We start from the raw sequence: 15,177 nt of genomic DNA on the forward strand, positions 1-15,177 counted from the left end.
GCTCAGCCCCGGACGTCGGCCGCGATCAGCTCCGCGGTCCGGCAGGCCAGCGCGACCAGCGCCAGCGTCGGCCCGACCGCCCCGGCCGACGGGAACACCGCACTGGAGGCGATGTGCACGTTCGGCGTGCCGTGCACCCGGCACTCCGGGTCCACGACGCCGGTGCGCGGCGAGTCCGACATGCGCAGCAGCCCCATCTGGTGGGTGCCGTCGGTCATGTCCATGTCGTGCACGCGCTCCACGTCGGACAGGTCGACGTGGGCGAGCCCGGTCCGCTCCAGCTCCTTGCCGATCAGGGACAGCGACGTCACGATCGCCTCCCGGTCACCGGCGGAGACCCGGTAGTCGACCCGCAGCCGGTGCTGGCCCAGCGCGTCGCGCTCGCGGTCGAGCGTGACCCGGTTCGCCGGGTCGGGGGTCTGCTCGGCGTCGAACCGCAGCCGGCAGTGCGCGGAGTCCAGCGGCATGAACGACGGCACCCGCCGCTCCCCGGTGATCCGCGGACGGGCCCACCCGCGGGCGAAGCGTGCCACCCGCAGCGGGTCGGCGGCGACGTTGCGCATGTGGTGGCCGATGTCGGTGGTGTGGCTGTACTGGGCGTGCGTCCCGGCGGCCTTGAACCCGGTGCGGAGCTTGCCCAGGCCCCAGTAGGTCAGCGCGAACGTCGACAGCAGCGCGTCGCCGTGCTCGGCGTCCTTCGGGTCGGCGAACCACAGCGCCGCCTTCAGGTTGCCCAGCCGGTGGTCGGCCTGGACCTGCGGGGACAGCGAGAGCATCCGGCGGGCGTAGACGCCGTCGTCGGTGGGCAGGTAGCCCAGGCCCAGCGTGCGCCCGGCCGTGGTCAGCCGCAGCCGCCCCACCTCGCCCACCGGGTGGGTCATGTAGTGCCGCCCGACCTGGCCGTACTCGTCGCCGATCCCGGCTCCGGTCCCGGTGCCGCCGTAGCCGTCGGAGGCGAGCAGGATCCGGACCGACTCCAGGCCCCCCGCCGCGACGACGAAGTGCCGCGCCCGGATCCGGATGTCGCACCCCGGCCGCGGGACGACGACGGCCTCGGTCGCGGTGCCCGACACCGGGTCGCGCTCCAGGCGGGCGACGGTGGCGTGCAGGAACAGCCGGATCCGCCCCGCCTTCGCCATGTTCTCCACGGTCGGTGCGAACGACGTCGGCGGGCTCCAGCGCCACAGGTCGTCCCAGCGCAGGGTGTCGCTGTGGATCCCGGCTGGGGCAGCCGGGAAGCCCGACCCCGGGGCCGAGTACTCGCAGGCGCCGGCGTCGAGGTGCCGCTGGGCGGCCGGGTACCAGGCGCGCAGCTCCTCGTGCCGGATCGGCCACGCGGCACCGGGCATCCACTCGCGGTCGGAGAAGTCGACGTCGTCGAGCGGGGCGCAGCGCCCGCCCCACACCAGGGAGGTGCCGCCGAGGCGTTTCTGCCGGACGGCGTCGACCGAGTCGTGCTTGCCCCGCCCGGTGATGCCCCGGTAGGTGTCGCGGGCGGTGCGGCTCAGACCCGGGCCGCCACCCTCCAGGACGACGACGCGCAGGCCGCGGTCGGCCAGCTCGGTCGCGGCCGCGGCCCCGGCCGGACCGCTGCCGATCACGCAGACCTCGGCCTCGAAGATGGAGCCGGGGAGCGCGCGCCGGGTGTCGATGAGCATGGAGGGCGGTTCCTTCCGAACGTGGTGCGGTACTGCCACCGATGGTGCCCCGGCCCGGCTGTGAGGACGCTGTGGCTGCTCCCAGCCTCCCGTCGCCGGGGGCGTGCCGACCCGCCCGGTACCGTCGTGTCCGGTTCACACGGTTCGCATCCGGAGGAGCACGGTGTGGGACTCGCCGCCATGGCGACGACCGAACGGGGGATGGCCGCGACGGTCCGGGTCCTCGGGCGCGGGGAGCTGGGCCGCTTCACCGGCGGCGACCGCTCGGAGGTCGCACGGTTCGAGTCCGAGCTCGCCGGGTTCCTCGGGACCCCGCACGCACTGGCCGTCAACAGCGGCACCAGCGCCCTGGTCGCGGCCCTGGTCGGCGCCGGGGTCGGCCCCGGCGACGAGGTGCTCGTGCCCGCCTACACCTGGGTGTCGACGGCCGCCGCGGCACTCGCCGTCGGCGCCGTGCCGGTCCTGGTCGAGGTCGACGCCTCGCTCACGATGGACCCGGCCGACCTCAAGGACCGGATCACCCCGCGCAGCCGGGCGGTGCTGCCGGTGCACATGCTCAACCACGTCGCCGACATGGACGCGATCATGGAGGTCGCGGCCGCCCACGACCTCGTCGTGATCGAGGACGCCTGCCAGGCCGTCGGCGTCATGTACCGGGGCCGCGCGGCCGGGTCGATCGGCCACGCCGGGGTCTTCAGCTTCAACCAGCACAAGAACATCCGTTCCGGCGAGGGCGGCGCGCTGGTCACCCGGGACCCGAAGCTGTTCGAGCGGGCGTCGATGTCGGCAGCTACGAGCGCGCCGGATTCACCGGTGCCGACGCGGACCTGATCGTCGGGGTCAACCTGCGGATGCCCGAGCTCTCCGCGGCGGTGCTGCGTCCGCAGCTGGCCGGCCTGCGTGCGCAGATCGCCCGGCGCGGGCGGCACCGCGACATCATGCTGTCGGCGCTGACGGACCGGATCGGGCGCGACCTGGAGCCGGTGCCGCACCACGACCCGGCCCACGCCGCCGGGCTGGCGCTGGCCTTCGGGACCCCCGAGGCGGCGGCGGAGTTCGGTGCCCGCCGCGGCGTGCACCGGCTGATCGACACCGGCCGGCACGTCTACACGAACTGGCGCTCGCTGCAGGCCCGCAACCCGCTGCACCCCGGGTTCGACCCGTACGCCGCGAACGGCACCGAGATCGACCACGGTCCCGGTGCCTGCCCGCGCACCCTGGAGATCCTGGCCCGGACCTGCGTGGTCGACCTCGCCCCCGAGCTGCCGACGCCTGCGTTCCGGCTGCTCGCCTCCCGCACCGCGGGCTGAGCCGCCTCCCGCGCCGCCGGGCCGGACCACCGCCGGGCCGGACCAGCGCCGGGCCGAGCCACCTGCCGCACGGCGGGACCGGCCGACCGCCGGTCGGGGCCGCTGCCGCCCGGCTGCCGGGCCCAGCCGGCCGGGGCCGGCACGGCCTGCACGTGGCCGTCGCGGGCGACGGTGCCGGTGACCGCGACCGGCACCTCGCGGGCGAACCCCGGCCCGCCGGTGACGAAGGTGTGGAACTCCCCGTTCTCCCCGCACGGGTCCACCCCCGGTGGCAGCGCGGCCAGGAACCCCGCGTCGAAGGCGGCCCCGGCGAGCCGCGCGGGGACCCGGCCCGGGTCGACGGCGACGACGACCGCCCGCAGCCCGGCGTCGAGCATCCCGGCGGCCAGCGCGTCGGTCGCCGCGCCCCACAGCGGGAACACCCCGGCGACCCCGGTGCCGTCGAGGACCTCCTCACGGAACGCGCGGACGTCGCCCAGCGCCAGGTCGCCGTGCACCAGTCCCGTGACGTCGGACGCGGCGGCCGGCGCGAGCGCGGCCCGCAGCCGGGCCCGGTACTCCCCGTCCGGCCACGACGGCGGCAGCTCCACCCGGTACAGCGGCAGGCCCGGCGCGTCGGCCCGGGCGGCGACGAGCGCGGCCCCCACGCCGTGCACCGCGATCTCCGCGCCACCGGGCCCGCGGGTGACGGTGCTGAGCAGCCCCGTCACCCGGGCCCCGGCCCGTCGCGCGGCGGCCGGCGCCGGCGCCGCGTCCTTGCCCCGGACCGGCTGACCCACATGTCGGACACCCCGCGACGGTAGCGTCCGGACAGCATCGACCCGGTCACGCACCGTGTTCCCACGGAGCGGACGGTGACCGGGTCGGGGTTCTGCCCCGCACGGCCGACGGCTACCGTGACCAGCGTGCCCGAACGCCACGACGACGCCACCGTGACGGCGTGGGCGTTGGCCGCGGGTGCCGGTGACACCGTCGCGCTCGCCGAGTTCGTGCGGGCGACCCAGGTCGACGTCCACCGCTTCCTCGTCCACCTCGCCGGCCGCGACGACGCCGAGGACCTCGCGCAGGAGACGTTCCTGCGGGCCCTGCGGTCGCTGCCCTCGTTCGCGGGCCGCTCCACCGCCCGCACCTGGCTGCTGTCGGTCGCCCGCCGGGTCGCCGTCGACGCGGTGCGCACCGCGGTCCGCCGGCCGCGGGTGCGCGACCTCGGCGAGGACACCCAGGAGGTGCTCGAGCGCGCGGTGCCCCGCACCGGCGCGCAGGAGGCCGTCCTGCTGCGGACGCTGGTCGACGCGCTGCCCGACGACCGCCGCGAGGCGTTCGTCCTGACCCAGGTCCTGGACCTGGGCTACGCCGAGGCCGCGCAGGTCTGCGGCTGCCCGGTCGGCACCATCCGGTCCCGGGTCGCCCGGGCCCGCGAGGACCTGCTGCGCGCGCTCGGCGAGGACGGGACCGCCGGGGCGCCCGCCCCCGGCGTCCGGCGCGCCGCCCGCCCCTGAGCCGCGCCGCACCCGACGCGTCCCACCGGGCCGCCGCACCGACCGCCGGCCCCGACCGTCACGACGGGAGTGACCGGCGTCGCACCCACCGGAGCGGTGCCGGCGGGAACCGGACGGGCCCCGCCGGCGACCACTCCCGGCGTGCGCCCCCGCATCTCCACCGCCCCCGAGGAGTACCTGTGATCTCGTCGTTGCCGCTGGCCTGGGCCCTGACGGCGGTGTTCGCCGCCACCGCGTTCTACGCACTGACCCGCTGGGCCGCCGCGGTCTCGGAGCGCAGCTCCGCCGCGCACCGCACCGCGGAGCTCGCACACCTGCTGATGAGCGCGGCGATGGTCGTCATGATCTGGACCTGGTCCGGCAGCGCCGGGCTGTGGACCCAGATCGTCCTGTTCGGCGTACTGGGCGTGTTCTTCCTGGTCACCGCGTCGCGCGGGGTGCCCTGCGGGACGTCGGGGCGGGTCGCGGGCGCGGCGCACGCGCTGATGGCCGCGGCGATGGTCTGGATGCTCGCCGCGATGCCGCTGATCATGGCCTCGCCGGTGGAGGCCGCGGGCGGCGGCGGTGTCCACGCCCACCACGGCGGCGACACCATGGACATGTCCGGGACGGCCCACGCGGCGGGCCCGGCCGGGTGGGCGGTCGCGGTGACCGTGGCGCTGTGCGCGGTGCTGCTGGCCGCCGCCGGGTACTGGGGTGCCCGCGCGCTGAGCCACGACCGCGACGCCGGGGACCCGCTGACCCCCGACGACGCACGCGCGGCCGGTGCCGCGATCGACCCGGCCGCCTGCGACTGCGCCGACCCCGCGGCGGCCCCGCAGGCCGGTTCCGCGCAGGCCCCGCAGGCGGCACCCGCACAGACAGCGGCAACGGCCACCGCGCTCGCCGAGCGGGTCGGGACGCCCGCGCGGCCGGCGGGCCGGCTGGGCGCGCGCTCGGACGCCGCCTGCCACGCCGCGATGAGCGTCGGCATGGTCGTCATGCTCGCGGCGATGGTGGCGGGCTGGTGAGCGCCGGCCTCGACACCCGGCCCGGGACGCCCGTCCCGCCGCCGGAGCGACCCCCGCTGTTCCGGGGCCTGCAGGGCCTCGTCACCCGGATCCACTTCTACGCGGGCCTGTTCGTCGGCCCGTTCCTGCTGGTCGCGGCGCTGACGGGACTGCTCTACACGCTGTCGCCGCCGATCGAGCGCTGGATGTACGCCGACGCGCTGACCGCCCCGGTCAGCGGCCCGGAACTCCCGCTGTCCCGGCAGGTCGAGGCGGCCGTCGCGACCCAGCCGGGCCTGCCCGTCACCGAGATCCGGCCGTCGCGCGAGCCCGGCGCGACGACCCGGGTGTCGTTCGACGCCGACCTGGCCGAGAGCTACTCCCGCACGGTGTTCGTCGACCCGTACACCGCGCAGGTGCGGGCCACCCTCGACACCTACGGCGAGTGGCTCCCCGCCCGCGGGGTGATCGACAACCTGCACCGCTCACTGCTGCTGGGCGCGCCCGGCCAGGTCTACACCGAGCTCGCGGCGTCCTGGCTGGCCGTGCTCACCCTGTCCGGCCTCGTGGTGCAGGTGACCCGCCGGGTACGACGTCGCCGCGAGCGGCTGCTGCCGCGGACCGGCGGGTCGTCGCGGTCACGGCTGCGGTCCTGGCACGGCGCGGTGGGCGTCTGGGCCTCGGTCGGGTTCCTGTTCCTCGCCGCGACCGGACTGACCTGGTCGCAGTTCGCCGGGGCCAACGTGGGTGCGCTGCGCACCGCCCTGGACTGGACGACGCCGTCGGTCAGCAGCACGCTGCCCGCCCCCGGTGGCGACGCGGCCGCGCCCGTGACCGGTGCCGCGACGGCACCGGTCGCCCCGCGGGCGGTCCCCGCCGTCGCCCAGCGGGTCCTCGACGCCGCGCGCGCCGACGGCCTCGCCGGACCGGTCGAGCTCACCCCCGGCGAGGCCGGGGAGGCCTGGACGGTCCAGCAGACCGTGCGCAGCTGGCCGTCGCAGCAGGACTCCGTGGCGGTGGACCCGGCGACCGGGACGGTCACCGACCGGCTCGCCTTCGCGGACTGGCCGGTCGCGGCGAAGCTCGCCCGCTGGGGCATCGACGCGCACATGGGCCTGCTGTTCGGCACCGTCAACCTGGTCGCGCTCGCCGCGCTCGCGTCGGCCGTGGTCGTGCTGGTCGTGTGGGGCTACCGGATGTGGTGGCTGCGCAGGCCGACCCGGCCGGACGGGTCGCGTGGGCCGGCCGGGCCGCCCGGGTCCCGGGAGCGGCCCTCCCCCGCCGCGGTGGCGCTGGTCGGGCTGGCCGCGGTGGTGGCCGGGCTGGTGCTGCCGGTGCTGGGGGTCTCGCTGATCGTGTTCCTGCTCGTCGACGCCCTGGTCGCGGCCCGGCGGGACCGGCCGGCCGCCGAGGTGGCGGGCTGACCCGTCCGGGGCGCGGGCGGGTGGGACCCGGCCGGAGCGGGTAGCCCCCGGGAACTGTTCCCCGCGAAGGAGTCCTCCCGTGTTCCGGACCTCACCCGCCCCCTGGACGACGGCGGACATCCCGCCCCAGCAGGGCAGGACCGTGATCGTCACCGGCGCCACCAGCGGCCTCGGGCTGGAGACCGCCCGGGCCCTGGTGCACGCCGGTGCACGCGTCGTGCTGGCCGTGCGGAACACCACGCGCGGCGAGGAGATCGCCGCCGAGCTCGGCGGTGCGGCCTCGGTACGCCGGCTCGACCTGGCCGACCTCACCTCGGTACGCGAGTTCGCCGCCGGGTTCGAGGGCACCGCCGACGTGCTGGTCAACAACGCCGGACTGATGGCGGTGCCGTTCTCCCGCACCGCGGACGGCTTCGAGACCCAGCTCGGGGTCAACTTCCTCGGCCACTTCGCGCTGACCGGGCTGCTGGCCGACCGGATCACCGAGCGCGTCGTGACGCTGTCCAGCCTCGCCCACCGGATGGGCCGGATCGGCGTCGACGACCTGAACTTCGAGCGCCGCCGCTACGAGCGCTGGACCGCCTACGGCCAGTCGAAGCTCGCCTGCCTGATGTTCGCCTACGAGCTGGAGCACCGGTTCGTCGCCGCCGGGTCGCGGCTGCGGTCGATGGCCGCCCACCCGGGCCTGTCCTCCACCAACCTGATGGGGCGCACCGAGTCCTTCCAGGACGCGGTCATGTCGGTGTTCACCCCGCTGGTCGCCCAGCCGGCGTCGACCGGGGCGCTGCCGACGCTGTTCGCATCGACCGTGCCGGACCTGCCGGGCGGCGCCTACATCGGACCCGACGGGATCGGCGAGGCACGCGGCAACCCGCGCCCGGTGGGGTCGACAGCGGCCTCGCACGACCGCCGGATGCAGCGGGCGCTCTGGGAGCGTGCCGAGGAGCTGACCCGGGTCACGTACCCGCTGTGAGCCGACGGTGGTGGGGGGGGGCCGGGTCGCGCCGGGCCCCCGCACCACCCCGGTGTCTCAGAGCTTCGAGACGCGGGTGAAGTTCTCCGGGATGATCAGGTCGTCGCGGGAGAGCTCGTGGATCGACTTCTTGCCCAGGCCCAGCAGCGCCTCGTCGATTCCCTTGTAGAGGATCGACAGGACGTTGGTGACCCCGCGCTCGCCCTGCGCGGCCATGCCCCACAGGTACGCGCGGCCGATCAGGACCGCGCGGGCACCGAGCGCGAGCGCCTTGACGACGTCGGCGCCGCGGCGGATGCCGCCGTCCATCACGACCTCGATCTGGTCCCCGACGGCGTCGACGATCGCGGGCAGCGCCCGGATCGCGGCCGGGGTGCCGTCGAGGTTGTTGCCGCCGTGGTTGGACACCGAGACCGCGGTGGCGCCCGCGTCGACGGCACGACGCGCGTCGTCGGGGTGCATGATGCCCTTGACCATGAACGGGCCGCCCCACTTCTCGCGGAGCCAGGCGACGTCGTCCCAGGTCGGCAGCGGAGTGGTCCACCAGACGCCGTAGGCGCCGAAGAAGGTGGGGGCGTCACCGCCGCCGGGGGGCGCCATGTTCGGGGCCTTCAGGTCCGGGATCTTCCCGGACTTCGCCCAGTCGAGCAGGTAGCGCGGCTTGGTGATCATCTCGGGCGCGAACTGCAGCGCGGCCTTGACGTCGACCTTCTCCGGGATGGGCGGGCTGCCCCAGTCGCGGCGGGTGGCGAAGGTCCAGTCCAGGGTCACGATGAGACCCTTGGCGCCCGCCCGCTTCGCGCGCAGGGCGCGCTCGAGGATGTCCTCCTTCGACCCGGCCCAGTAGACCTGGAAGAAGACCTTGTCGTGGACGGCGCAGACGTCCTCGACCGAACGGGACGCGAACGACGACAGGCCCATCGCCGTCGACACGGTCTGCTCGGGGTTGAGCGGGTTCTGGATGTTGGAGCTGTGCGCCGCCCGTGCGACGGCGACCTCGCCCTCCGGGTCGACGGCCTGGACGCCGGTCGGCGAGATCAGGACCGGGAGGTCGATCTCCTGGCCCATCACGGTGGTCTTCTGGTCCCGCTGCGGCGGCAGTCCCGCGATGTGCGGGCGGAAGCCGAGCTCATCGAAGGCGGCGACGTTGTCCGCCAGCGTGATCCCCTGCTCCGCACCGGCGACCAGCGCGTAGTAGACCGACTTCGGCAGGCGCTTGCGCGCCCGTCGCTGTGCCTCCGCGACCGTCTCGAACCAGTCCTTCGTGCTCGCCATGCCTGCCCCTTCGCAGTCGGAGGTTTGCGTCCGGCCATCGTCGGTCGCGGCCGGGTCCGACACGCCGACCGGTACGAGACGGTCCCACGTGGCGGTTCTCACCGCACGGTAGCGTTTCGGCACCGAGTGCCACAATGGCACCCGCCCGCAGCCCGTCCGATCGGCGGGGGAACGACCCTCCGCCCGACCAGCCACGATGCCGTTCCCGGCCCCTTCCACGGCCGGACGACGCACCGCGTCCACGACCGGCTGCCACGACTCGTGACGCTCCGCTGTCGCACCCACTCCGACGGCCCACCCCGGATCGTGTGGGACGCGAGGCCGGACCGGCCGTCGGTGACGCTCCGCTGTCTCGATACGGTGTGCCCGCAGTCACCGGTCAGCGGGCGGTGTGCCCGCGGCAAGGAGGAGCCGTGTACAGCCACGCGCGGGGTGGGCACGCTTCGGGCGCGACGCCCGCCGGCCCGGTCGGCCACGTGCTGCAGCCCGGGTACGGCGCCGCGAGCAACCACCGGCCCATCGGGGTTCCGGGACAGCTCCGCGCCCCGGAGCCGCCGCAACCACCGCTCGCCGCCCCGGCGGGGACACGGCTCACCGTCCTCGCCGTCGACGACGAGGAGCCGGCCCTGCTGGAGCTGGCGCACCTGCTCGGCGAGGACCAGCGGGTCGCGACCGTACTGACCGCGCCGGACGCCACGGAGGCGCTGCGCATCCTGCACGGCTCGCAGGCCGACGCGAACACCCCGACCGTCGACGTCGTGTTCCTCGACATCCGGATGCCCGGCCTCGACGGCCTGGAGCTCGCCCGGGTGCTGAACGCGATGGCCGACCCGCCGCCGGTGGTGTTCGTGACCGCCCACGACGACCGCGCCGTCGACGCCTACGAGGTCGGCGCCGTCGACTACCTGCTCAAGCCGCTGCGCACCGAGCGGCTGTCCGGCTCGCTGGACCGCACCATGGCGCTGCGTGCGGCCCGCCGGGCCGAGAGCGGTCGGCCCCCGGCACCGCCGCGCCACGGCGTCGAACAGGGCGGCAGGCCCGATCCCGCGGCAGCCCGCCGGGGCGCCCCCGCCGCGACCACCGACGACGAGGTCGTGCCGGTCGAGCTGGCCGGCACCACCAAACTGGTCCCCCGCTCCTCGATCCGGTTCGTCGAGGCCCAGGGCGACTACGCCCGGTTGCACACCAACGAGGGCAGCCACCTGGTCCGGATCCCGGTCTCGGTGCTGGAGGACCGCTGGGGGGAGGCCGGGTTCGTGCGGATCCACCGCGCCTATCTGGTGTCGCTGCCACTGATCACCGAGCTGCGCATGTCCGGGTCGGGGTACGTGGTCCGCCTCGGCAACGGGCCGGGCGCGGTCGAGCTGCCCGTCAGCCGGCGGCACACCGCGGGTCTCAAGCGGATCCTGCGGGGCCGTCCGCCGCGTCCGCAGCGTGGACCCGAGGACGGCCCGGACGGACCCGTCCTCCCGCGCTGATCCGGGGCGGGTGGTCGCGCCCGCCACGCTCCGTCGCGCGCCCGACACTCCTGGTGACCGTCCGTCCTGCCGTGCGCGATCCTGTCACCTAACCTGGTGACCGGTGTCCATCTCGGGTGAGTCCTCGCAGGTCCTGTTCGTCACGAACCGTCGTCGCCCCGCGCGGCGCCCGCGTCCGCCGGCGCTGCTCGTGGCGCTGCTGACCGCCTGCGCGCTGGTCGGGGGCTGCTCCGCGAGCGCCGCCCCGGCCCCGGCCGCCCCGCCGTCCCCCGCGCGACCGGCGCCCACCTCCACCGCGCCCGCGGCGCCGGAGCTGCCCGGTGGTGGCACCGAGGTCTTCCCGGGCCGCCGGATGGCCGCGCTCTACGGCCACCCGGGCACCCCGTCGATGGGGGTGCTCGGCGAGCAGGACCTGCCGCGCTCGATCGCCCGCGCGAAGGACCTCGCCGCCGACTTCCAGCCGCTCGTACGCGAGCCCGTCGTGCCGGCGTTCGAGATCATCACGACGGTCGCCGACCGCGCCCCCGGCCCGGACGGCGACTACTCGGCGGAGATGAGCGTCGACGAGCTGCGGCCGTGGGTCGAGCAGGCAGGGAAGGCCGGGGTCTACGTGGTGCTGGACCTGCAGCCCGGGACCACCGACTTCCCGACCCAGGCGAAGCGCTACGCCGAGCTGCTCGCGCAGCCGCACGTCGGGCTCGCGCTCGACCCCGAGTGGCGGCTGAAGCCGGGCCAGCGCCACGGCGTGCAGGTCGGCTCGGTGACCGCGGCCGAGATCAACCGGACCTCGGAGTGGCTGGCCGGGCTGGTACGGGAGGAGAAGCTGCCGCAGAAGGTGTTCCTGATCCACCAGTTCCGGGTCTCGATGATCTCCGACCGGCAGACCGTGGTCACCTCCCACCGCGAGCTCGCGACCGTGCTGCACGCCGACGGCTACGGCACCCGCGAGGAGAAGACCGAGACCTGGAACGCGCTGCACGCCGCGCCCCGCCCGCCGGGTCTGTGGTGGGGCTGGAAGAACTTCATCGACGAGGACGAGCCGACCTTCACCCCGCGCGAGACCTACGCCGTCCGGCCCGAGTCACCCGTCTTCGTGTCGTACCAGTGACGGGTATGTCCACCCTGTCCGACGCCACCCACCGGGGTGGGTGGCCGCTCACCGAGATCGTGATCACGGCAAGTACCCTCACCGGGACCCGAGCGCCGTCGTCGCCGCCGGGTGCGCAGGCACGTGCCGCGGCTCCTCCGCACGGCGCGGCCACCCCGCCCGTGCCGACCAGTGAAGGGGGGTGCCCCGGGTGGACGAACGACCGCAGGAGGGCTCCCGCCCGGCCGGTCCGGACCGGCCACGACGACCCGGCCCTCCCGAGCGCGCCCGCCGCGACGACCGCCCGCACCTCCGGGACGAGGCCCGGCGCGGCACCCCGCCCCGGGACCACGGTGAGACCCCACCGCCGCACGACCGTCGCGACACCCCGCCGCCGCCCGCCCGTGGCGGTGCCGCACCCCCGTCCGGGCCCGGCGGGCCCCCGGCCCCGCAGTCCGGCAGGCCCGGTGACCGCAGACCCCCGCAGTCCGGCAGGCCTCCCCGGGAGCAGCCGTCGGGCCCCCGGCGAGGACCCGGTCCGCCCGCCCCCGGTGCGCCACGCCCGCCCGCCGGTGACCCGCGCCCCGGGACCAGTCCCGGTGGCATGCCCCCCGGCCCGCCGGACGGTGCCGGGCGTCCCGCCGAGGACGAGTCCTGGCTCCCCCGGCGCGAGCGCGAGGCCCGCGCCGCGGCCCGGCGGGCCGCCGCCTGGTCGCCCCGCTCGCCCCGGGAGGAGATCCCGGGCCGTGGTGGGCACAGCGACAGCAGGCCCACCGACATCCGCTCCCTCCGCGCGACCCGTCGTGGCATCGGTGAGACCGTGAAGGTCCCCGGCCGGCCGGACACCGCCGCGGAGCACCGGCGGCACCGCGCGTCCGAGCCCGACGCCCCGCCGGAGGAGCGCGACCGCGCGGCCCGGCTCAGCGGCGAGCTGCCGGTCGTCCCGCGCCGGCCCGGCGACCGTCCCGGTGGCTCCGTACCCGGCGGCGCCGCACCCGGTGACCGTCCCGGTCGCGCGGTGCCCGGCGGCCGTCCCGGTGGTGCCGTGTCCGGTGGCCCCGTGTCCGGTGGCCCCGTGTCCGGTGGCCCCGTGTCCGGTGGTGCCGGTGCGTCCGCGCCCGCGGGTTCGCGCCCGGACGCACCGCCGCGGCCCGGGGGCCCCTCGGTCCCCGGCGGTCCGGGACAGGCCGGCCCGGGACAGGCGGGCCCGGGGCCGGTGCCCCCGGGTGGCCCCCGGCGCCCCGGTGAGCCCCGTCCCGGTGGTCCCGACCCGCGGTCCGGCGGCCGGCCCGACACCGGCCCGCAGGCCGTACCGGGTCGTCCCGCCGTGACCGGGCGGCCCGGCGGTGCCACCGCGCCGCCCCCCGGTGCGCGGTCGTCCGGCGCCGTCCGCCCGGACGGCGCCCCCGGCAGGCCCGACACCGGCAGACCGGACGGCCCGCAGGAACGTCCCGCCGACGCGCGCCCGGCCGGTCCGGGCGGGTCCGCGCCGGAAGCCCCGCGCGACACCGCACGCCCCGCTCCTCCGCGGCCACCGCACACCGACCTCGCCGCCGGTGCCGCGGCAGGCACCGCCACGGCAGCCTCGGCCGCCTCGGGATCCGCGGCGTCCGGGAGGGACCGCTCCGCCCGGGACGGCCGCGGCGACGCGCGCGACGCGGACACCACGCTGTCCCCGCCCGCCGGCCCGTCGACCGCACCCGACCCCGCGCGGCGCACCCTCGCCGCCGCGCTCGGCCTCACCGCGGCGTCCACCGTGGTGCCCGGCAGCGGCCACCTCGCGCTGCGCCGCCGTCGTACCGGTGGGCTGATCCTCGGCACGCTGGTCGCGATCATCGTCGCGCTGGCGGCGCTGGTGCTCCTGGCCCGGCGCTCGACGCTGCTCCAGAACCTGCTGTCGACGACCACGCTGACCGTCATCGCGGGCGCGCTGGTGGTCGCCGGGATCGCCTGGATCGCCCAGGTCGCGCGGACCTACGCGCTCGCCCGGCCGCGCGGGATGCCGCTCGGCCGGAAGATCCTCGGCACCGGGACCGCGGCCCTGATGTGCCTCACCGTCGCCGTGCCGTTCGGCTTCGGCATCGAGCTGGTGAACTCCCAGCGCGGGCTGCTGAACTCGCTGTTCCAGGGCGGCGGGACGTCCGCGGCCGAGGCGCTGGGCAAGGCCCGGCTGAACGTGCTGCTGCTGGGCAGCGACGCCGGCGACGACCGGACCGGTACCCGCACCGACACCATGATGGTCGCCAGCATCGACACGCGTTCCGGCCGGACGACGCTGTTCAGCCTGCCCCGCAACATCCAGCGGGCCGAGTTCCCGCCGGGCAGCCCGGCCGCGGAGACGTTCCCGAACGGCTTCCACGACCCGTCGCAGCCGCTGTCGGGCGACTACCTGCTCAACGCCGTCTACGCCTACGCCGAGCAGCACCCGGAGGTCGCGCCGCCGGGACCGACGTCCTCGCCGGGCATCAACCTGCTCCAGTCCTCGATCGCGTACATGACCGGCCTGCCGCTGGACTACTACCTCGAGGTCAACATGGCCGGGTTCTCCTCGATGATCGACGCCGTCGGCGGGGTCACCGTGAACGTCGGGCCCGAGCCGATCCCGGTCGGTGGCGTCACCGCGTTCGGCAGGCACGTCACCCCGGACCGCTACATCAGCCCCGGGGTGCAGAACCTGGGCGGCGAGGACGCGCTGTGGTTCGCCCGCTCCCGCCGTGACGGCACCGACTACCAGCGGATGGGCCGCCAGCGCTGCCTCATCCAGGCCGTCATCTCGCAGACGACCGCGACCGAGCTGATCTCCCGGTTCCAGAGCATCGCCGCGGTGACCCGGGACAACGTCGCCACCGACATGCCGCAGCAGGTGCTGCCCGCGCTGGCAATCCTGGCCGACGAGGGTTTCCGGCTGGAGAGCGTCGCGTTCGACCCGTCGCTGCCGGACCCGAACTCCTCGACGGGCTACTTCGTCACCGCCGACCCCGACGTCTCCTACATGCGCGAGGTCGTCCGCAACGCCATCGCCGACCCGGCCCCGGAACCGGCGCCCGGGACCGCACCGGCGCTCGCCGCCCCGACGACGCAGCCGTCCCCGAGCACGGAGTCGTCGCGGTCCTCCTCGGCGAGCGCGTCGCCGACCCCCGACCCGGCCGCGGCGCTGCCGCAGTCGGTCGAGGAGTCCTGCGCGGCGACCGGCGCGGCCGACGTCCCCGCCGGGGGCGAGCCCGGCACGTCGCAGGACCCGTCCGGGACCGGCTCGATCGGGGTCTCCGGCTCCGACCAGGTCGACGGCCTCCGTCCCGACCAGAACTGAGCCCGCCGCAGCCCGGCACGCCGTACCGGGGGCGACCGGCGGCAGCTGTGGCGCAGACGGCTGCGGTCCGCTACCGGCCGGCCGTCGGCGGCGACGGCCGCGGACCGTGGGTGCGGGCCCGCTGCACCACCCCGCCGCAGATCCTCGGCTCGCTCCGAGGTCGACCTGGAGAAG

11 protein-coding genes are annotated in these 15,177 nt (G+C 76.3%); 9 read left to right on the plus strand and 2 right to left on the minus strand.

All coding sequences use genetic code 11. The annotated features are described in order from the left end of the window. Positions 1–2: 2 nt before the first annotated feature. Positions 3–1,658, minus strand: a complete 1,656-nt coding sequence (locus WHI96_RS16345) for an FAD-dependent oxidoreductase (RefSeq protein WP_345646239.1) — start codon at positions 1,656–1,658, stop codon at positions 3–5. A 165-nt stretch (positions 1,659–1,823) separates the two neighbouring features. Between WHI96_RS16345 and WHI96_RS16350 the strand changes: the two genes are divergently transcribed. The 6 genes from WHI96_RS16350 to WHI96_RS16380 all read left to right on the plus strand — a co-directional run bounded on the left by WHI96_RS16350 (position 1,824) and on the right by WHI96_RS16380 (position 7,853). Then, complete coding sequence (locus tag WHI96_RS16350) at positions 1,824–2,489, plus strand: DegT/DnrJ/EryC1/StrS family aminotransferase (protein ID WP_345646236.1); 666 nt, start codon at positions 1,824–1,826, stop codon at positions 2,487–2,489. Between the two features lie 20 nt (positions 2,490–2,509). Next, positions 2,510–2,968, plus strand: coding sequence for a PLP-dependent aminotransferase family protein (locus WHI96_RS16355; protein WP_345646233.1), 459 nt, complete (start codon positions 2,510–2,512; stop codon positions 2,966–2,968). A gap of 905 nt (positions 2,969–3,873) precedes the next feature. Next, a complete protein-coding gene (locus WHI96_RS16365; RefSeq protein WP_345646231.1) occupies positions 3,874–4,467 on the plus strand; it encodes a sigma-70 family RNA polymerase sigma factor in 594 nt (197 codons plus the stop codon). Positions 4,468–4,646: 179 nt separating this feature from the next. Next, the gene (locus tag WHI96_RS16370; protein WP_345646228.1) at positions 4,647–5,477 is read left to right on the plus strand and encodes a DUF5134 domain-containing protein; all 831 of its coding nucleotides are present in this window, start codon (positions 4,647–4,649) and stop codon (positions 5,475–5,477) included. Further along, positions 5,474–6,880, plus strand: coding sequence for a PepSY-associated TM helix domain-containing protein (locus WHI96_RS16375; protein ID WP_345646225.1), 1,407 nt, complete (start codon positions 5,474–5,476; stop codon positions 6,878–6,880). The genes WHI96_RS16370 and WHI96_RS16375 overlap by 4 nt, the downstream gene beginning before the upstream one ends. 79 nt (positions 6,881–6,959) lie before the next feature. Continuing rightward, positions 6,960–7,853, plus strand: a complete 894-nt coding sequence (locus WHI96_RS16380) for an oxidoreductase (protein ID WP_345646223.1) — start codon at positions 6,960–6,962, stop codon at positions 7,851–7,853. A gap of 57 nt (positions 7,854–7,910) precedes the next feature. Here WHI96_RS16380 and mftD read toward each other — a convergent pair whose 3' ends face one another. After that, positions 7,911–9,128 carry a pre-mycofactocin synthase MftD gene (mftD, locus tag WHI96_RS16385; RefSeq protein WP_345646220.1) on the minus strand — a complete coding sequence of 406 codons (1,218 nt, stop codon included), beginning with the start codon at positions 9,126–9,128 and terminating at the stop codon, positions 7,911–7,913. Positions 9,129–9,541: 413 nt separating this feature from the next. On the opposite strand from mftD, the gene WHI96_RS16390 reads away from it, so the two are divergent. From WHI96_RS16390 to WHI96_RS16400, 3 genes are all read left to right on the plus strand, one after another. Continuing rightward, positions 9,542–10,606, plus strand: coding sequence for a LytR/AlgR family response regulator transcription factor (locus WHI96_RS16390; protein WP_345646217.1), 1,065 nt, complete (start codon positions 9,542–9,544; stop codon positions 10,604–10,606). A gap of 103 nt (positions 10,607–10,709) precedes the next feature. Further along, positions 10,710–11,714, plus strand: a complete 1,005-nt coding sequence (locus WHI96_RS16395) for a hypothetical protein (RefSeq protein ID WP_345646214.1) — start codon at positions 10,710–10,712, stop codon at positions 11,712–11,714. A 583-nt stretch (positions 11,715–12,297) separates the two neighbouring features. Then, positions 12,298–15,003 (plus strand): LCP family protein, encoded by a 2,706-nt coding sequence (locus WHI96_RS16400; RefSeq protein WP_345646210.1) that lies wholly within the window; start codon positions 12,298–12,300, stop codon positions 15,001–15,003. The last annotated feature ends 174 nt before the right edge of the window (positions 15,004–15,177 follow it).

The sequence above is a fragment of the Pseudonocardia tropica genome (assembly GCF_040105315.1).
Taxonomy (GTDB): Bacteria; Actinomycetota; Actinomycetes; order Mycobacteriales; family Pseudonocardiaceae; genus Pseudonocardia; species Pseudonocardia alni.

Bases quoted from the DNA above. Each gene is read 5' to 3' on its own strand.
- WHI96_RS16400 (WP_345646210.1), top strand. From the start codon at position 12,298: ATGCCCCCCGGCCCGCCGGACGGTGCCGGGCGTCCCGCCGAGGACGAG.
- mftD (WP_345646220.1), bottom strand. From the start codon at position 9,128: ATGGCGAGCACGAAGGACTGGTTCGAGACGGTCGCGGAGGCACAGCGA.
- WHI96_RS16345 (WP_345646239.1), bottom strand. From the start codon at position 1,658: ATGCTCATCGACACCCGGCGCGCGCTCCCCGGCTCCATCTTCGAGGCC.
- WHI96_RS16355 (WP_345646233.1), top strand. From the start codon at position 2,510: ATGCCCGAGCTCTCCGCGGCGGTGCTGCGTCCGCAGCTGGCCGGCCTG.